Source organism: Palleronia rufa, from assembly GCF_000743715.1.
In the GTDB taxonomy this organism is placed as follows: domain Bacteria; phylum Pseudomonadota; class Alphaproteobacteria; order Rhodobacterales; family Rhodobacteraceae; genus Palleronia; species Palleronia rufa.
This window is the reverse complement of the sequence record NZ_JQEY01000002.1, coordinates 164,044-182,749: the sequence shown is the minus strand read 5'-3', so window position 1 is coordinate 182,749 and position 18,706 is coordinate 164,044. Positions and strand designations below refer to the sequence as shown.

At 70.6% G+C, this 18,706-nt stretch carries 15 protein-coding genes; 14 read left to right on the top strand and 1 reads right to left on the bottom strand.

Translation table 11 applies throughout. The features are described from left to right. The first annotated feature begins 3 nt into the window (after positions 1-3). The 4 genes from KW83_RS04965 (at position 4) to murD (ending at position 5,455) form a co-directional block, all read left to right on the top strand. The gene (locus KW83_RS04965) at positions 4-1,488 is read left to right on the top strand and encodes a UDP-N-acetylmuramoyl-L-alanyl-D-glutamate--2,6-diaminopimelate ligase (protein ID WP_036176010.1); all 1,485 of its coding nucleotides are present in this window, start codon (positions 4-6) and stop codon (positions 1,486-1,488) included. Continuing rightward, positions 1,485-2,900, top strand: coding sequence for a UDP-N-acetylmuramoyl-tripeptide--D-alanyl-D-alanine ligase (locus tag KW83_RS04960; RefSeq protein WP_036175495.1), 1,416 nt, complete (start codon positions 1,485-1,487; stop codon positions 2,898-2,900). Before KW83_RS04965 ends, KW83_RS04960 begins: the two co-directional genes overlap by 4 nt. Positions 2,901-2,904: 4 nt before the next feature. Further along, positions 2,905-3,990, top strand: coding sequence for a phospho-N-acetylmuramoyl-pentapeptide-transferase (gene mraY / locus KW83_RS04955; RefSeq protein WP_036175493.1), 1,086 nt, complete (start codon positions 2,905-2,907; stop codon positions 3,988-3,990). 79 nt (positions 3,991-4,069) lie between these two features. Further along, positions 4,070-5,455: a UDP-N-acetylmuramoyl-L-alanine--D-glutamate ligase gene (gene murD / locus KW83_RS04950; RefSeq protein WP_036175490.1), complete on the top strand. Its 1,386-nt coding sequence runs from the start codon at positions 4,070-4,072 to the stop codon at positions 5,453-5,455. Here murD and KW83_RS04945 read toward each other — a convergent pair. Next, complete coding sequence (locus KW83_RS04945) at positions 5,439-6,626, bottom strand: BaiN/RdsA family NAD(P)/FAD-dependent oxidoreductase (RefSeq protein ID WP_036175487.1); 1,188 nt, start codon at positions 6,624-6,626, stop codon at positions 5,439-5,441. The genes murD and KW83_RS04945 overlap by 17 nt on opposite strands. A 146-nt stretch (positions 6,627-6,772) precedes the next feature. Between KW83_RS04945 and ftsW the strand changes: the two genes are divergently transcribed. The 10 genes from ftsW (at position 6,773) to KW83_RS04895 (ending at position 18,619) form a co-directional block, all read left to right on the top strand. Continuing rightward, positions 6,773-7,939 (top strand): putative lipid II flippase FtsW, encoded by a 1,167-nt coding sequence (ftsW, locus tag KW83_RS04940; RefSeq protein WP_036175484.1) that lies wholly within the window; start codon positions 6,773-6,775, stop codon positions 7,937-7,939. Next, entirely contained in the window at positions 7,936-9,066 is a 1,131-nt protein-coding gene (locus tag KW83_RS04935) for a UDP-N-acetylglucosamine--N-acetylmuramyl-(pentapeptide) pyrophosphoryl-undecaprenol N-acetylglucosamine transferase (RefSeq protein ID WP_036175480.1), read from the top strand. The genes ftsW and KW83_RS04935 overlap by 4 nt, the downstream gene beginning before the upstream one ends. 29 nt (positions 9,067-9,095) lie before the next feature. Further along, positions 9,096-10,505 carry a UDP-N-acetylmuramate--L-alanine ligase gene (gene murC / locus KW83_RS04930; protein ID WP_036176007.1) on the top strand — a complete coding sequence of 470 codons (1,410 nt, stop codon included), beginning with the start codon at positions 9,096-9,098 and terminating at the stop codon, positions 10,503-10,505. A gap of 117 nt (positions 10,506-10,622) precedes the next feature. Then, positions 10,623-11,549, top strand: coding sequence for a UDP-N-acetylmuramate dehydrogenase (murB, locus tag KW83_RS04925; protein ID WP_036175477.1), 927 nt, complete (start codon positions 10,623-10,625; stop codon positions 11,547-11,549). Positions 11,550-11,660: 111 nt separating this feature from the next. Beyond that, positions 11,661-12,539 (top strand): D-alanine--D-alanine ligase, encoded by an 879-nt coding sequence (locus KW83_RS04920; RefSeq protein ID WP_036175474.1) that lies wholly within the window; start codon positions 11,661-11,663, stop codon positions 12,537-12,539. Further along, on the top strand, positions 12,536-13,429 hold the full coding sequence (locus tag KW83_RS04915) for a cell division protein FtsQ/DivIB (RefSeq protein WP_036176004.1): 894 nt from the start codon (positions 12,536-12,538) through the stop codon (positions 13,427-13,429). The genes KW83_RS04920 and KW83_RS04915 overlap by 4 nt, the downstream gene beginning before the upstream one ends. Further along, entirely contained in the window at positions 13,429-14,757 is a 1,329-nt protein-coding gene (gene ftsA / locus KW83_RS04910) for a cell division protein FtsA (RefSeq protein WP_036175471.1), read from the top strand. Before KW83_RS04915 ends, ftsA begins: the two co-directional genes overlap by 1 nt. Before the next feature lie 173 nt (positions 14,758-14,930). Further along, positions 14,931-16,538: a cell division protein FtsZ gene (ftsZ, locus tag KW83_RS04905; protein WP_036175468.1), complete on the top strand. Its 1,608-nt coding sequence runs from the start codon at positions 14,931-14,933 to the stop codon at positions 16,536-16,538. A gap of 214 nt (positions 16,539-16,752) precedes the next feature. After that, positions 16,753-17,676 carry a UDP-3-O-acyl-N-acetylglucosamine deacetylase gene (lpxC, locus tag KW83_RS04900; protein WP_036175466.1) on the top strand — a complete coding sequence of 308 codons (924 nt, stop codon included), beginning with the start codon at positions 16,753-16,755 and terminating at the stop codon, positions 17,674-17,676. A 103-nt stretch (positions 17,677-17,779) separates the two neighbouring features. Next, positions 17,780-18,619 (top strand): outer membrane protein assembly factor BamD, encoded by an 840-nt coding sequence (locus tag KW83_RS04895; protein ID WP_200879655.1) that lies wholly within the window; start codon positions 17,780-17,782, stop codon positions 18,617-18,619. Positions 18,620-18,706 lie beyond the last annotated feature (87 nt).

Below are 18,706 nucleotides of genomic sequence, written 5' to 3'. Positions count from 1 at the left end.
ATGATGACACAGACCACAAGAAGCCTGGCCGATCTGGGGCTGTCCGCCCAGGGAGGCCGCGATGCGCGGATCACCGGGCTCAGCGTCGACAGCCGCCAGACCCGTCGCGGACACCTTTTCGCGGCGCTGCCCGGCAGCCGGGCGCATGGGGCGGACTACATCGCCGCCGCGCTGCGCATGGGGGCGGCCGCGATCCTGACCGATCGCGACGGCGCGCGCATCGCGGCGGCAGAGATCGAGGGGCGCGACGTGGCGCTGGTGGTCGCCGAAGCGCCGCGCCAGGCGCTGGCCTTCGCGGCGGCACTCTGGTTCGGGCGGCAGCCCTCCACCATGGTCGCGGTCACCGGGACCAACGGCAAGACCTCGGTGGCGACCTTTACCCGGCAGATCTGGCAGGCGCTCGGCGAGTCTGCGGTGAACCTCGGGACCACCGGGGTGGAGGGCGACTGGCACGCGCGCCTGCTGCACACCACGCCAGAGCCGGTGTCGCTGCATCGCGCGCTGTCGGAGGCCGTCGACGCCGGCATCACCCACGCGGCGATGGAGGCGTCTTCCCACGGCCTGGACCAGCACCGGCTGGACGGCGTGACCCTGGCCGCAGCGGGGTTCAGCAACCTGTCGCAGGACCATCTGGACTACCATGCCGATTTCGACGCCTATTTCGCGGCCAAGTCGGGGCTCTTCGCCCGTGTCCTGTCGGAGGACGGGACCGCCGTCGTCAACATCGACGACGGGCGCGGGCCGCAGATCCGCGACATCGCCGAATCCCGCGGGCAGGACATCCTGACCGTCGGGCGCCATGCGGACGCCGCGCTGCGCATCCTGGGCCAGCGCTTCGACGCCACGGGACAGGACCTGCGGTTCAGCTGGAACGGGGCCGCGCGGCAGGTACGGCTGCGTCTGATCGGCGGGTTCCAGGCCGAGAACGTGCTGCTGGCCGCGGGCCTTGCCATCGCCAGCGGATCGGACCCGCAGGCCGTGTTCGACGTGCTTCCGACGCTCGAAACCGTCCGCGGGCGGATGCAGCACGCCGCCACCCGTGAGAACGGCGCCGCCGTCTTCGTGGATTACGCCCATACCCCAGCGGCGCTGGAGACGGCGCTTTCGGCGCTGCGCCCCCATGTCATGGGACGGCTTGTCGTGGCCTATGGCGCCGGCGGCGACAGGGACCGCGCGAAGCGGCCGCTGATGGGGACCGCCGCACGGGCCCAGGCCGACCTGCGCATCGTCACCGACGACAATCCCCGGAGCGAGGATCCCGCGGCGATCCGGGCCGAGATCCTGGCCGCCGACCCCGATGCCACGGAGGTGGCCGACCGCGCAGAGGCGATCCTGCGCGGCGTCGATGCGCTCGAACCCGGCGACGCGCTGCTGATCGCGGGCAAGGGCCACGAAACGGGCCAGATCGTCGGCGACACGGTCTATCCCTTCGACGACGCCGAACAGGCCAGCGTCGCGGTCGCGGCGCTCGACGGGCGGGTGGCATGATCCTGTGGACCTCCGGCGATGCCGTGGAGGCGACATGGGGCGTGTCCGTCGCGCCCTGGCAGGCCTCCGGTGTCTCGATCGACACGCGGACTCTGGTGCCGGGCGATCTGTTCATCGCGCTGACCGTGGCGCGGGACGGCCACGACTTCGTGGCCGAGGCGCTGGAAAAGGGCGCCGCCGCGGCGATGGTGTCGCGCATCCCCGACGGGCTGGATCAGACCGCGCCGCTGCTGGTCGTGGACGATGTGCAGCGCGGCCTTGAGGCGCTGGGCCGTTATGCGCGGGCGCGGCTGTCTGGGCGGGTGCTGGCCATCACCGGATCGGTCGGCAAGACCACCACCAAGGAAATGGCGCGTATCGCTTTCGGCGGCCAGATGCGCGTCCATGCGGCAGAGGCCAGCTACAACAACCACTGGGGCGTCCCCCTGACCCTGGCGCGCACGCCCCCCGGAACCGAGCTTGCGGTGATCGAGATCGGCATGAGCCATCCCGGCGAGATCGCGCCCCTGACGCGGATGGCCCGCCCCCATGTCGCCATGGTCACCAGCGTGGCGCCCGCGCATCTGGAGGCGTTCTCGGGCCTCGACGCGATCGCGCGGGAGAAGGCGTCGATCTTCGAGGGGCTGGAGTCCGGCGGCACGGCGATCCTGAACGCCGACCTGGACACGACCCCGATCCTGGCCGCCGCCGCCGGACCGCGGGTTCTGACCTTCGGTGAGACCGAAGGCGCCGATCTGCAGATCCTGGACGTGCGCGTGCAGCAGGACACGACCGTGGTGCGTTGCCGCCATGCGGGGCACGAGCTGATCTTCCGCATCGGCGGCCCCGGCCGGCATCTGGCGATGAACGCCGCCGCCGTCGTCGCCGCCGCGGAGCCGCTGGGCGCGGACCCGGACCTTGCCGCGCAGGCGATGCTGGGCTGGCATCCGCCCCGGGGGCGCGGGACCCGTGAGACGGTGTTGCTGGATGAGGTCGAGGGCCGCGCGATCGAGCTGATCGACGATGCGTTCAACGCCAGCCCCGCCTCTGTCGGCGCGGCGCTGGAGCGGCTGGCCGCCGCGCGCCCGGACGCCGGCGGACGGCGCGTCGCGATCCTGGGCGACATGCTGGAGCTCGGCCGCGACGAGGAGGCGATCCATGCGGCACTTGCCGGTCATGCCGCTATGGAAAAAATCGGCTGCATCCATACCGCCGGTCCGCGGATGCGCGCACTTCACGACGCGCTGCCCGACGGCCGACGCGGGCGCTGGTTCGAGACCGCCGAGGCGCTGGGCGCCGTTGTGGGACAGATGCTGCACTCCGGGGATATCGTCCTGGTGAAGGGGTCCAAGAGCGCCCGCACGGCGCTGGTCGTTGACGCCATCCGCAAATTGGGCCATCGCCACCGCCGACCCGCCCCTGAGGACACCTGACCCCATGCTCTACTGGCTGACCGAGCTCTCGGATGGCGGCGACGTCTTCAACCTGTTCCAGTACATCACGTTCCGGTCCGGGGGCGCGTTCTTCACCGCCCTGATCTTCGGATTCGTGTTCGGCCGGCCGCTGATCGCGCTGCTGCGGAAGCGTCAGCGCTACGGACAGCCGATCCGCACCGACGGGCCGGAGGGGCACCTGATCACCAAGGCCGGCACCCCCACCATGGGCGGGGTGCTGATCCTGGGGGCGCTCCTGGTCTCGACCCTGCTCTGGGCGCGGCTCGACAACCCTTACATCTGGATGCTGCTGTTCGTCACCGGCGGGTTCGGGATCATCGGGTTCCTCGACGACTACAGCAAGGTCACCAAGAATACCCATGCGGGCCTTTCCGGCCGGACCCGGCTGGCGATCGGCTTCGGCATCGCGGCCGTAGCCGGCGCCTGGGCCGCATGGGCGCACCCCGAGGATCTGACCGGGATGCTCGCGTTTCCGGTGTTCAAGGATGTGCTGCTGAACCTGGGGTTCTTCTTCGTGCCGTTCGCCATGATCGTCATCGTCGGCGCCGCGAACGCGGTGAACCTGACCGACGGTCTGGACGGGCTTGCGATCATGCCGGTGATGATCGCCGCCGGTACGCTGGGGGTGATTGCCTATACCGTCGGACGCACCGATTTCAGCGAGTATCTCGACGTGCACTATGTGCCGGGCACGGGGGAGATCCTGATCTTCACTTCTGCCCTGATCGGCGGCGGACTTGGGTTCCTGTGGTACAACGCCCCCCCGGCGGCGGTGTTCATGGGCGATACCGGATCGCTCGCCCTTGGCGGCGCGCTCGGGGCCATCGCGGTGGCCATCAAGCATGAGTTGGTGCTGGCCATCGTGGGCGGGCTCTTCGTGGTCGAGGCGCTTTCGGTGATCGTGCAGGTGCTCTATTTCAAGCGCACGGGAAAGCGGGTGTTCCTGATGGCGCCGATCCACCACCATTTCGAAAAGCGTGGCTGGGCCGAGCCGCAGATCGTCATCCGTTTCTGGATCATCTCGCTGATCCTCGCGCTGATCGGGCTGGCCACGCTCAAGTTGCGCTGATGGGCGGTGGTGCGTCGCGGGGGTTTTGCACCCCCGCACCCCCGCAGGGTATTTCCGAAAGGGTGAAGGAGGGCGGCGCATGATCCCCGTCGTGGGCGTAGAGGGGCGGAGCGTCGCGGTGCTGGGGCTGGGGCGGTCCGGCCTGTCGGCGGCGCGGGCGATCCGCGCGGGCGGCGGAACGGCGCTGTGCTGGGACGACGGCGAGGAGGGCCGCGCACGGGCCGCGGCCGAGGGGTTCGACCTGCGCGACCTGGCCCGCGGCGGCGCGTTCGCAGGCGTGTCCGAACTGGTGGTCAGCCCCGGTATCCCGCATCTCTACCCGCGGCCCCACGCGGTGATTTCGGCCGCCCTGGCGTCCGGCGTGCCGGTGGACAATGACATCGGCCTGTTCTTCCGGTCCGTCGGGGCGGGACAGAACGGCCCCCCCCGGGTGGTGGCCGTGACCGGCAGCAACGGCAAGTCCACGACCTCGGCGCTGATCGCGCATATCCTGGGGGTCGAGGGGCGGCGCGTGCAGCTTGCCGGCAATATCGGGCGGGGGGTGCTGGACCTCGATCCGCCGGGAGAGGGGGACGTGGTCGTCCTGGAGTTGTCGAGCTACCAGACGGAGCTTGCCCGCGCGCTGACGCCGGACGTGGCGGTGTTCACGAACCTGTCTGCGGATCATCTGGACCGTCACGGCGGGATGGGTGGATATTTCGCGGCCAAGCGGCGGCTGTTCTCGGAGGGTGGACCGGACCGCGCGGTGATCGGCGTGGATGAGGTCGAGGGCCAGTTCCTGGCCGGGCAGATGATGGAGGGTCTGGGCGACGACCGGGTGATCCGGGTGTCGGTCGAGCGCAAGCTGCCGGGTGCGGGCTGGACCGTGGTGGCGCGCAAGGGGTTCCTGTCGGAATGGCGCAAGGGGCGCCAGGTGGGGGCCATCGACCTGCGCCCCATCGCCGGGCTGCCGGGAAGCCATAACCACCAAAACGCCTGTGCGGCCTATGCCGCCACGCGGGCGCTGGGCCTGTCTCCCAAGGCGATCGGGGCGGCGCTGGCGTCCTTTGCCGGGCTGCCGCACCGCTCGCAGCTGGTGGCCGAACGGGCCGGGGTCCGGTATGTGAACGACAGCAAGGCGACCAATGTGGACGCCGCCGGGAAGGCCCTGCAAGCCTTTGAAAAGATACGCTGGATCGCAGGCGGCCTGGGCAAGGAGGGGGGCGTGGCGGCGCTGGAGCCGGTGCTGGGGTCGGTGGTCAAGGCCTACCTGATCGGCCATTCGGCGCGGGAGTTCGCGGTGCAGTTGACGAGCGTCCCGGTGGAGATCTGCGAGACCATGGAGGTGGCCGTCGCCCGTGCCGCCGAAGAGGCCGAGGCCGGCGAGGTGGTGCTGCTGGCCCCGGCCGCGGCAAGCTTCGACCAGTACCCGGACTTCGAGCGCCGGGGAGAGGATTTCACCCGTCTGGTCAGGGCCTTGACCTGATCTCTTCCCCTGCGGCCCAGCCCGAGCTCCAGGCCCACTGGAAGTTGTAGCCGCCGAGCCAGCCGGTCACGTCCAGCGCCTCTCCGACCACGAAGAGTCCCGGCTGCGACCGGCTTTCCATGGTCCGCGACGACAGGCCGGCGGTGTCGATCCCGCCGGCCGTCACCTCTGCGGTGCGGTAGCCCTCGGTGCCGGCGGGGCGGATATTCCAGGCATGATAATTCCGTAGGAGTTCCGTAAGAGTTCCGTCGGAACATTCGGCCAGCCGGGGCGGCAGCCCGCGCGGCAGACGCGCGGCCACCAGTCGCGCGGGCAGATGCTGGGCCAGGACCGTGGCCGGGGCCTTGCGCCCCTCTGCCGCCCGCGCGGCGCCGAGCGCGCCGGCCAGTCGCGCGTCCGGGTCGAAGTCCAGCGCGATCGTGTCGCCCTCCTGCCAGTAGGAGCTGATCTGCAGGATCGCCGGCCCCGACAGTCCGCGATGGGTGAAGAGCACGGCCTCATCGAAACCGGTTCCGCCGCAGGTCACGCGGGCGGGCGCGGCGACGCCGGCAAGGGCGGCCAGCGGTTCCAGCGAAGCGCCCGAGAAGGTCAGCGGCACCAGCGCGGGGCGGGTCGCCACCAGGTCATGCCCGAACTGCCGCGCCAGACGGTAGGCCAGTCCCGTCGCCCCCATCTTCGGGATCGACAGCCCGCCGGTGGCCAGCACCAGATGCCGGGCGGTCACGGTCTGCCGCGTTCCGTCCCGCTCCAGCACGACGCGAAAGCCGGTGCCGTCATGGCCGACCTCGACGGGCCGGGTGCGCAGGCGCAGCTCTGCGCCGGCGCGGGCCATCGCGTCGCGCAGCATAGCGACGATCTGCGTGGCCTTGCCGTCGCAGAAAAGCTGGCCCAGCGTCTTTTCGTGCCAGGAGATGCCGTGAGACCGCACCAGATCCAGGAAATCCCACTGGCTGTAGCGGCTGAGCGCGGACTTGGCGAAATGCGGGTTGCGGGACAGGAACCGCTCCGGCGCCGTGGCCAGGTTGGTGAAGTTGCACCGCCCGCCGCCGGAGATGCGGATCTTTTCCCCCGGCGCGCGGGCGTGGTCGACCACCAGCGTGCCCGCGCCTGCCCGGGCCGCGCACATCATGCCGGCCGCGCCGGCGCCCAGGATCAGGGTCTTGACCTCCATCGCCCCCCTCTGCGCGGGGAGCGCGCGCAACGCAACCGCACGATGCGCGGGCGGGACGCAAAAAAACTGGTCACGCCCGGGCGGAGTCGCTACCCTGCCGACCAGACCCGGGAAACGGGCGGAACGAGGCACAGGCAGTCTATACCATGACAGAGATGGTCTATGGGGCGGTTCCGCTCCAGGCGGGTGAGCCGATTCTTCCCAGATGGTGGCGCACCATCGACAAGTGGTCGCTGGGCTGCGTCGTGGCGCTTTTCGCCATCGGGCTGCTGCTGGGGCTGGCCGCGTCTCCGCCCCTGGCCGCGCGCAACGGGTTCGAACCGTTCTACTACGTCACCCGGCAGGCGGTGTTCGGCGGGCTGGCGCTGATCGCGCTGGCGCTGACCACCATGATGTCGCCGCGGCTGGTCCGGCGGCTGGCGGTGATCGGCTTCGCGCTGGCCTTCGTGGCGCTTCTGGGGCTGCCCTTCGCCGGAACCGACTTCGGCAAGGGGGCCGTCCGCTGGTACTCGCTGGGCTTCGCCAGCCTCCAGCCGTCGGAATTCCTCAAGCCCGGTTTCGTGGTCGTCGCCGCCTGGATGATGGCCGCCAGCCAGGAGGTGAACGGCCCGCCGGGCAAGGGGATGAGCCTGGCGCTCTGCCTGTTCATCGTGGGGCTGCTGGCCATGCAGCCGGATTTCGGACAGGCCGTGCTGGTGCTGTTCAGCTGGGCGGTGATCTATTTCGTGGCCGGCGCGCCGATCCTGCTGCTGCTGGTGCTGGCCGGGTTCGTGGCGCTGGGCGGCAGCGTCGCCTATTCCAGTTCCGAGCATTTCGCGCGCCGGATCGACGGGTTCCTCAGCCCCGACGTGGATCCGCGCACGCAGCTGGGCTATGCCGCCAATGCCATCCAGGAGGGCGGGTTCTTCGGCGTCGGCGTGGGCGAGGGGCAGGTCAAGTGGTCCCTGCCGGATGCCCATACGGATTTCATCATCGCCGTCGCGGCGGAGGAATACGGGCTGGTCCTGGTTCTGGCGGTGATCGCCCTTTATGCCGCGATCGTGGTGCGGTCGCTGATCCGCCTGACGCGCGAGCGCGATCCGTTCATCCGCCTGGCGGGCACGGGGCTGGCCTGCACCTTCGGGGTGCAGGCGATGATCAACATGGGCGTGGCGGTGCGGCTGCTGCCGGCCAAGGGCATGACGCTGCCCTTCGTCAGCTACGGCGGGTCGTCGGTCATCGCCATGGGGCTGGGGATGGGGATGCTGCTGGCCTTTACCCGCAAGCGTCCCCAGGGCGAGATCGGCGATATCCTGATCCGGCGCGGGCGGTGAGCGGGCCTGGCCCATATGCGCCGCTCTGCCTGATCGCGGCGGGCGGCACCGGCGGCCACATGTTCCCGGCCCAGGCCCTGGCCGAGACGCTGCTGGACCGCGGCTGGCGGGTGCGCCTGTCCACCGACGCGCGGGGCGCGCGATACGCGGGCGGCTTTCCCGACGCCGTGCCGGTCGAGCGGTCGGCCTCGGCCACCTTCGCGCGGGGCGGCGGGCTGGCGCGGGCCGGCGTGCCGTTCCGGGTGGCGGGGGGCGTGGCGCAGTCGCTGCTGCGGATGCGGCGCGACCGGCCGGCGGTGGTGGCGGGCTTCGGCGGCTATCCGTCGATCCCGGCCATGGCCGCGGCGGGGATGCTGAAGATCCCGCGGCTGATCCATGAGCAGAACGGCGTGCTGGGCCGGGTCAACCAGATCTTCGCGCCCCGTGTCGCGGCCGTGGCCTGCGGGACCTGGCCCACGGACCTGCCCGAAGGGGTCGAGGGCATCCATGTCGGCAATCCGGTGCGCGCCGCGGTGCGGGCGCGGGCGGGGGCGGGCTATATCGCACCCGGCGACTGGCCCATGTCGCTGCTGGTGCTGGGCGGCAGCCAGGGCGCGCGGATCCTGTCGGACGTGGTGCCCGCGGCGATGGCGCAACTGCCCGACGCGCTGCGCCGCCATGTCCGCGTGCTCCACCAGGCGCGGCCGGAGGACCGCGCGCGGGTCGCCGCGGCCTATGCGGCGGCGGGGCTCTCGGCCACGGTCGAGCCGTTCTTCGACGTGCCGCGCTGGATGCCGGAGGCGCAGCTGGTCATCAGCCGGGCGGGCGCCTCGACGATCGCGGACCTGACCGTGATCGGGCGGCCGTCGGTGCTGGTGCCGCTGGGCCAGGCGGTGCGCGACGAGCAGACGGCCAATGCGCGCGGCCTGGTGGCCGCCGGTGCCGCCGTGCTGATGCCGGAGTCGCGCTTTACCCCCGCCGCGCTGGCCGATCATGTGGGCGCTATCCTGAGCCAGCCGGACGCGGCCGAGCAGATGGCCCGCGCCGCCCTGTCGCTGGGCCGCCCGGACGCGGCGGACGAACTCGCGGACCTGGTCGCGGCGCTGGCCGGTCTGGACAATGGACGAACAGAAGGAGAGATGCGGTGAAGGACGAGGTCATTCGCAGAGAGGTCGCCATGAATGCCGCGCGCGCGACGAAGCTGCCCACCGACATGGGCCCGATCCATTTCGTCGGCATCGGCGGCATCGGCATGTCCGGCATCGCGGAGGTGCTGCTGAGCCACGGCTATCAGGTGCAGGGCTCCGACCTGAAGGCGTCGCCGATCACCGAACGGCTGGAGAGCCTGGGCGCGCGGGTGTTCATGGGCCAGGCGCCGGACAACCTGGAGGCGGCCGAGGTGGTCGTGGTGTCCTCTGCCATCAAGCCGGGCAATCCCGAGCTCGACGCCGCGCGGGCGCAGGGCCTGCCGGTGGTGCGCCGGGCCGAGATGCTGGCCGAGCTCATGCGGCTGAAGTCGAACATCGCGGTGGCCGGTACCCACGGCAAGACCACCACCACCACCATGGTTGCGGCGCTGCTGGACGGCGGCGGGGTCGATCCCACGGTGATCAACGGCGGGGTGATCCACGCCTACGGCTCCAACGCGCGGATGGGCGACGGCGAATGGATGGTGGTCGAGGCCGACGAGAGCGACGGTTCGTTCAACCGGCTGCCGGCGACCATCGCCATCGTCACCAACATCGACCCCGAGCATATGGAGCACTGGGGCGATTTCGACCGGCTGAAGCAGGGGTTCCTGGATTTCGTGTCCAACATCCCGTTCTACGGGCTGGCCGTGTGCTGCACCGACCACCATGAGGTGCAGACGCTGGTCGGCCGGATCACCGACCGGCGGGTGGTGACCTTCGGCTTCAACGCCCAGGCGGACGTGCGCGCGGTGAACCTGACCTACCGGCAGGGTATCGCGCATTTCGACGTGGTGCTGGCCGCCGAGGACAAGGTGATCGAGGGCTGCACCCTGCCGATGCCGGGCGATCACAACGTGTCCAACGCGCTGTCGGCGGTGGCCGTGGCGCGGCATCTGGGCCTGAAGCTGGACGAGATCCGCGCGGGGCTTGCGGGGTTCGGCGGGGTCAACCGGCGCTTTACCCGCGTGGGCGAGGTCGGCGGCGTCACCATCATCGACGACTACGGCCACCACCCGGTCGAGATCGCCGCGGTGCTCAAGGCCGCGCGGCAGGCCAGCGAGGGCCGGGTGATCGCGGTCCACCAGCCGCACCGCTACTCGCGCCTCCATTCGCTGTTCGACGATTTCTGTTCCTGCTTCAACGAGGCCGACGTGGTGGCCATCGCCGAGGTCTATCCCGCCGGCGAGGATCCGATCCCCGGCGCCACCCGAGAGGACCTGGTCCAGGGGCTGATCCGCCACGGCCACCGCCACGCGCGGGCATTGCTGGACGAGGACGACCTGGAGCGGCTGGTCCGCGAGCAGGCCGGGCCGGGCGATATCGTGGTCTGCCTGGGGGCGGGGACGATCTCGGCCTGGGCCGGCAACCTGGCCGAGCGGCTGGAGGTCCGGGCCTAGCCCCGCGGTCCCGGCCCGGAACGCCGCCCGCGCGGCCAAGGGGGCGCGGCGCCCGGCCGCCGTCCACCGCGTGGCGCGATCCGGCCCACCGGCACAGATGCGACGACGGAGCGCCCCATGACCGACCTTCCCGATGCCCGCGGACCGCTGACCGCCGCCCGCCCGCTGGCGGATCTGACCTGGCTCAGGGTCGGCGGTCCGGCCGAATGGCTGTTCCAGCCCGCCGACCGGGACGACCTGTGCGGCTTTCTGGCCGCATTGCCCGCAGAGGTGCCGGTGTTTCCCATCGGCGTCGGCTCGAACCTGATCGTGCGCGACGGCGGCATCGACGGCGTCGTGATCCGGCTGGGCCGCGGCTTCAACGGCATCGACATAGACGGCGACCGGGTGCGGGCCGGGGCCGCGGCGCTGGACGCGCATGTGGCGCGCAAGGCGGCGGCGGCGGGGCTGGACCTGACGTTCCTGCGCACGATCCCCGGCGCCATCGGCGGCGCGGTCCGCATGAACGCCGGATGCTACGGCGCCTATGTGGCCGACCACCTGCTGGAGGTCGAGGCGGTGACGCGCACGGGACGCGCGGTCACCATCCCCGCCGCCGACCTGAACCTGGCCTATCGCGCGTCCGACCTGCCGGAGGGTTGGGTCCTGACCTCGGCGCTGCTGCGCGCAAAGCGGGGCGCGCCCCAGGCGCTGGCCGCCGCGATGGAGGCGCAGGTCGCGCGTCGGGACGCAAGCCAGCCGACCGGCGAACGCAGCGCCGGCTCGACCTTCCGCAACCCGGCGGGGCGGTCCTCTACGGGGCGGGCGGATGACAACCATGAGTTGAAAGCCTGGACGGTGATCGACCGGGCGGGATTGCGCGGCCACCGCCTTGGCGGCGCGCAAATGTCGGAAAAGCATCCCAATTTTCTTCTGAACGCCGGAAACGCCAGTGCTGCGGACCTGGAACGTCTGGGTGAATTGGTGCGAGAAAGGGTCTTCCAAAACAGCGGCATTCGGTTACAGTGGGAGATCAGACGCGTGGGCAAACACGCGCTGGAATGATGGCGGAAAACGCCGCGTAGAGGCAGTCGAAGGCCCGGAAACAAGGGTCTCGCAACAAAAAATCGAGTGGCGGGTATGTCGAGCAGGACAGCCCCCAAGGTGGTAGTTTTGATGGGCGGACCCTCGGCCGAGCGCCAGGTGTCCCTGTCTTCCGGGCGCGAATGCGCCGCTGCGCTGAGGGGCGAGGGATTCGAAGTGGTCGAGGTGGATGCGGGTCCTGACCTGTGCCTCCGGCTGTCCCGGATCGCCCCGGACGTGGCGTTCAACGCGCTCCACGGCCGCTGGGGAGAGGACGGCTGCGTCCAGGGGCTGCTGGAATGGATGCGCATCCCCTACACCCATTCGGGCGTGCTGTGCTCTGCGCTGACCATGGACAAGGAACGCACCAAGGCCGCGTATCGCGCCGCCGGCCTGCCCGTGGTCCCGTCGCTGGTCGCGCGGGCAGAGGACGTGCGCCGCGCCCATGCCATGGACCCGCCCTATGTGGTCAAGCCGGTGAACGAGGGATCCTCTGTCGGGGTGTACCTGATCCACGAGGCGGCGAACGGCCCTCCGCAGCTGGCCCCCGACATGCCGGACATGGTGATGGTGGAACGTTTCGCGCCGGGGCGCGAGCTGACCGTGACCGTCCTGGGCGACCGGGCGCTGGGCCTGACCGACATCTATTCCGACGGCTGGTACGACTACGACGCCAAATACGCGCCGGGCGGATCGCGCCACGTGATCCCCGCGGATGTACCGTCCGACATCGCCGATGCCTGCGGCGACTACGCGCGCCGCGCCCATGACGCGCTGGGGTGCCGCGGCATCAGCCGCACCGACTTCCGCTGGGACGAGTCGCGCGGGCTGGACGGGCTGATCCTGCTGGAAACCAACACCCAGCCGGGCATGACGCCCACGTCTCTCACCCCCGAACAGGCGGTCCATGCGGGCCTGTCCTTCGGGGATCTGTGCCGCTTTCTGGTAGAGGATGCCTCATGCGACCGATGACCGCCCCGACAACCGCCCCGCGGGGCCGCGGGCGCGCCCGCCCGGATCCCGCGCCCTCGCGCCTTGCCTACCGGATGCAGCGGCTGGCGCTGACGCCGTCGGTGCGGCGCGGCTTTACCTTCGGGATGCCGCTGTTCGCGGTGGCGCTGATCGGCACGCTCGCCTTCGCCGACCGCGACCGGCGCGATGCCGTGCGGGTCTGGGTCAACGACGTCAAGGCCGACTTCCAGTCCCGCGACGCGTTCATGGTCAAGAGCATGGCCATCGACGGGGCCAGCGACGGGGTGGCGGCGGCGATCCGCGGGATCGTGCCGCTGGCGTTTCCGGTCAGTTCGTTCGAGATGGACCTGCGCGAGATGCAGGCCAGGGTCATGGGCCTGGACGCCGTGGAGGATGCCGACCTGCGGGTGAAGCCCGGCGGGGTCCTGGAGATCCGCGTGGCCGAGCGGGTGCCCGCCTTCGTCTGGCGCGCGCCCGACGGGCTGCAGCTGGTGGACGCGACCGGCCAGCGGGTGGCGGGCCTGACCGCCAGGGCCGACAGGGCCGACCTGCCGCTGATCTCCGGGCTGGGCGCGGACCGGGTCGCGGAGGAGGCCGGGCGCCTGATCCGCGCCTCCCGGCCGGTGGCGGCGCGGATCCGCGGGCTGCAGCGGATCGGCGAGCGGCGCTGGGACATGATCCTGGCCGACGGCCAGAAGATCAAGCTGCCCGAAAAGGATCCGGTGCGCGCGCTGGAGCAGGTCATCGCCGTGGACGAGGCGCAGGATCTCTTCGCCCGCGACGTGGTGCTGGTGGACATGCGCAACCCGCGCCGGCCGACCGTGCGGCTGGCGCCGGAGACGGCGCGGGCGCTGCGCCAGGTCAAGCTTACCGAGCTGGGAGACGACTGATGTTCGACCTCTACCAATCCCAGCGGGCGATGCGCGCCATGCGCCAGAACGCCATCCAGCGCGGCGTCATCGCGATCCTCGACGTGGGCACATCGAAGATCGCCTGCCTGGTGCTGCGCTTCGACGGCGAGACCGAGCCCGGAGAGGGCGTCGGCCGGATGGCCGGGCAGTCGCGGTTCCGCATCATCGGGGCGGCCACCACCCGGTCGCGCGGGGTGCGCTTCGGCGAGGTGGACGCCATGCACGAGACCGAGCGGGCGATCCGCACCGCCGTCCAGGCGGCGCAGAAGATGGCGCAGGTGCGCGTGGACCACGTGATCGCGGCCGTGTCGGGCGGACAGCCGCGCAGCTATGGGCTGGCCGGAGAGGTGGTGCTGGGCGGCGCCCAGGTGTCCGAGCGCGACGTGGCCCAGGTGCTGGCCGCCTGCGACATGCCCGACGTGGGGCCGGGCCGGGAGGTGCTGCACGCGCAGCCGGTGAATTTCGCGCTCGACCACCGGTCGGGCCTGCAGGATCCGCGCGGGCAGGTCGGCGACGTGCTGTCGTGCGACCTGCACATGCTGACCGTGGACGATCGCGTGGTCGCCAACCTGATCCACTGCGTGAAGCGGTGCGATCTGGAACTGGCCGGGCTGGCATCCTCTGCCTACGTGTCGGGAATCGCCAGTCTGGTCGAGGACGAGCAGGAGCTGGGCGCGGCCTGCATCGACATGGGCGGCGGTGCCACGGGGCTGTCGATCTTCTGGCGCAAGCACCTGATCTATGCGGATGCGGTGTCCATGGGCGGCGATCACGTCACCGCCGACATCTCCAAGGGGCTGCGCGTCAGCCTGGCCACGGCCGAGCGGGTCAAGACGCTGCACGGCGGCGCGGTGGCGACCTCCATGGACGACCGCGACCTGATCGAGCTGGGCGGAGAAACCGGCGACTGGGACCTCGACCGCCGCACGGCGAGCCGGGCGGAACTCATCGGCATCATGCGCCCCAGGGTCGAGGAGATCCTGGAGGAGATGCGCAGCAGGCTCGACGTCGCGGGGTTCGAGACGCTGCCGAGCCGGCAGATCGTGCTGACCGGCGGCGCCAGCCAGATCCCCGGGCTCGACACGCTGGCGCCGCGGATCCTGGGCCAGCAGGTGCGCATCGGCCGGCCGCTGCGCGTGGCGGGCCTGCCGGAAAAGGCGACCGGACCGGCCTTTGCCAGCGCGGTGGGCCTGTGCCTCTTCGCCGCCGACCCGCAGGACGAATGGTGGGATTTCGAGATCCCGTCCGAGCGCTACCCGGCCCGGTCGCTCCGGCGGGCGGTGAAGTGGTTCAAGGACAACTGGTAGCCGCCATATCTAGCTGATTCGGCGACATGCCGCCGATGGCGCCGGCGGCCTCCCCTTTATTTTGTATGATTCGGGCAGATTTATGGGTGACGCGACGGCCCGGTAACGCTAGAATTCAAGAAAATTTGGCAGAAACTCGCGCGCTCAAGCGGGAACAGACAGGCGGACATAGCATGACACTCAATCTGACCATGACGACGCAGGAAGAGCTGCGGCCCCGGATCACCGTGTTCGGTGTCGGCGGCGCGGGCGGCAATGCCGTCAACAACATGATCGAAAAGCAGCTCGAAGGGGTCGAGTTCGTCGTCGCCAATACCGACGCGCAGGCGCTGGCCCAATCCGCTGCCGCCAACCGCGTGCAGATGGGTGTCAAGGTCACCGAAGGGCTGGGCGCGGGCGCCCGCGCCTCCGTCGGCGCCGCGGCGGCCGAGGAATCGATCGAGGAGATCGTCGATCACCTGGCCGGGTCGCACATGTGCTTCATCACCGCGGGCATGGGCGGCGGCACCGGCACCGGGGCCACGCCGATCATCGCCCAGGCCGCGCGCGAGCTGGGCGTGCTGACCGTCGGCGTCGTCACCAAGCCGTTCCAGTTCGAGGGCGCGCGCCGGATGCGCCAGGCCGAGGACGGCATCGAGGCGCTGCAGAAGATGGTCGACACGCTGATCATCATCCCCAACCAGAACCTGTTCCGCCTGGCCAACGAAAAGACCACCTGCACCGACGCTTTCGGCATGGCCGACGACGTGCTCTACCAGGGCGTCAAGGGCGTCACGGACCTGATGGTGCGTCCGGGCCTCATCAACCTCGACTTCGCGGACGTGCGTTCCGTGATGGATGAGATGGGCAAGGCGATGATGGGCACCGGCGAGGGCGAGGGCGAGGATCGCGCGCTGCAGGCCGCCGAGAAGGCCATCGCCAACCCGCTCCTGGACGAGATCAGCCTGAACGGCGCCAAGGGCGTGCTGATCAACGTCACCGGCGGCGAGGACCTGACCCTGTATGAGCTGGACGAGGCCGCCAACGTCATCCGCGAGAAAGTGGACCCGGACGCCAACATCATCGTCGGCTCCACCCTGGACCCGGAGATGAACGGCCGGATGCGCGTCAGCGTGGTGGCCACGGGCATCGACGCCATCGCCGCGACGATGGACCCGCCCGCCGACCGCCGCCGCCTGTCCGAGCCTCTGGCCCGCCCGGTGGTCGAGGAGGAGGAGGCGGACGAGTACGCCATGGCCGCCGAGACCGCGCCGGAGCAGGTTGCCGCGAGCGCCTCCGGCGAGCCGGATTTCTTCGCCGACTGGGAAAGCCGCCGCGCCGCGGAAGCCGCGGACCAGCACGACGCCGCAGCACCGCGCCCGGCCGAGACCGCCGCGCAGCGGGCCGCCCCGGGTCAGCCGTCCGCCGAGGCCCTGGAGCGGCTGGAACGCGCGGTCCGCAAGGTTCCGGGCGCCGAAGGCCGTCCCGCGGCCGCGGGCCAGGGTGCGGGCCAAGGGTCCGGCCAGGCGCCGCGTCCGGCCGCCCTGCGCCCCGCGGCGGTGCAGCCGCGCCCCGTTCCGGCCGGCATGCCGGACAAGGCCGCGCGCTTCGGGATCAACAGCCTGATCAACCGCATGACCGGTGAGGGTCAGGCCCGTCCCGCCGCCCAGGAACCCCGCGCGCCGGCCCAGCCGGCCGCCCGCCGTGCCGCGCCGCCGCTGCCGCGTTACGAGGACGAGGCCGAGGCCGGCGAGCAGGATCGCATCGAGATCCCCGCTTTCCTGCGCCGTCAGGCCAACTGACCGATCACGCTTCCCGTGATGGAGGGGCCGGCGAAAGCCGGCCTTTTCTGTTCTTGCACAATGGTTTGTGCGGTATCCCTCAAGTTGCGGCGAGTCTCTGCCGACCGGCGGCGGGCTTTGTAACACTCGGTTGCAAGGCTTGATTTGTACCGATTTCCCGGCGCTCTTAACTGATCGTGCAGGCAACCGGCCGAAGACCGGAGAGGACCGCAGGATGCAGAGCACTTTGGCGACGGCCGTCACGTTTCACGGCACCGGGCTTCATTCCGGCCGGCCCGCGCGGCTGCGGCTTGTCCCCGCGCCGGTGGACCACGGCCTGTGGTTCCGCCGCACCGATCTGCCGCCCCGCGCATCCATGGTTCCGGCACAGTGGGACGCGGTGGTGCAGGGAGAGCTCTGCACCCGGATCGCCAATGCGGACGGCACCGAGGTGTCCACAATCGAACATGTGATGGCGGCGGTGGCCGGCTGCGGCATCCAGAACCTGCTGATCGAGATCGACGGGCCCGAGGTGCCGATCCTTGACGGCTCCGCCGCGCCCTTCGTGGCCAGGATCCTGTCCGCGGGCACGGTGCGGCAGGGCGCCCCGGTTCGGGCGCTGGAGATCCTCGACGTGATCGAGGTGCGCAACGGCCCCGCGCTGGCGCGGCTGGAACCGGCCGGCGGGCTTGAGATCGACTTTTCCATCGACTTCGCGGATGCCGCCATCGGGCGTCAGGAAAAGCGGCTGAATCTGGCCAACGGCACCTTTGTGCATGAGCTGTGCGACAGCCGCACCTTCTGCCGGCAGGCCGATGTGGAGGCCATGCGCGCCCGCGGGCTGGCCCTGGGCGGCACCTATGACAACGCCGTGGTGGTGAACGGCGCCGAGGTTCTCAGCCCCGGCGGTCTGCGCCATGCCGATGAGGCGGTGCGCCACAAGATGCTGGACGCGCTGGGCGATCTGGCCCTGGCCGGTGCGCCGATCCTGGGCCGCTACACCGGCGTCCGGTCCGGCCACGCGCTGACCAACGCGCTTTTGCGCACGCTGTTCGCGCGCAAGGGCGCCTGGCGGATGATCCAGGCCGACGCCGCGCTTCTGGCGCGGCTGCCGGGTGCCGGGCTGATGCCCGAAGACGCGCCCCGGCGCGCCGCGTGACATCGAGACGTTTTGCCCCGGATTTTTCTGTGCTAACAGAAGCGCGCGGCGGGCCGACGGTCCGTCGGCGACGTGCGACGGGGCGACGAACGGGGCCGGACACATGGCAGGGATGACGGGACGCCTGATCGGTCTGGGACTGATCGGGCTGGCGCTTTCGGGCTGCGGCGGCTCCCGCCTGGCCTCACGCGATGCGCCTTTGGAGAATCTCGACGCGGCGACGATCTTCCAGCGCGCCGAGCTGAGCCTGGAGACCGACGATCCGGAGCGCGCGGCCGAACTCTACGGTGAGGTCGAGCGGCTCTATCCCTATTCGGAATGGGGCAAGCGCGCGCTGGTGATGCAGGCCCTGGCCTTTCACCGCGACCGCGATTACGACAGCGCGCGCGGCGCCGCGCAGCGCTACCTGGACTTCTATCCAACCGGTGAGGACGCGGCCTATGCCCAGTATCTCCTGGCGCTCAGCTACTACGACCAGATCGACGACGTGGGACGCGATCAGGGCCTGACCTTTCAGGCGCTGCAGGCGCTCCGCACCGTGATCGAGCAATATCCCGATACCGAATACGCCCGCTCCGCCGTGCTGAAATTCGACCTGGCCTTCGACCATCTGGCGGGCAAGGAGATGGAGATCGGACGCTACTACCTCAAGCGCAAGAACTATGCCGCCGCCGTGACGCGGTTCCGGGTGGTGATCGAGGATTTCCAGACCACCACCCACACCCCGGAGGCCCTTCTGCGGCTGGTCGAGGCCTATCTCTCCCTCGGGCTGGAGGACGAGGCGCGGACCGCCGGGGCGATACTGGGCTACAACTATCAATCGACCGAATGGTACCAGCGCGCCTATGCGCTGCTCACGGGCCGCGGCCTGACGGTGGAGGCGGCGGGAGACGGCTGGCTGACACAGGTCTACCGGCAGGTGGTGCGGGGCGAGTGGCTCTGACCGGATCGGCGCCGCGCCCCTTGGGACGCGACGCCCGGACCGGGGTTGCCGACCCGATCCGAAGTCCGGAACATGTCCGGGGCACTG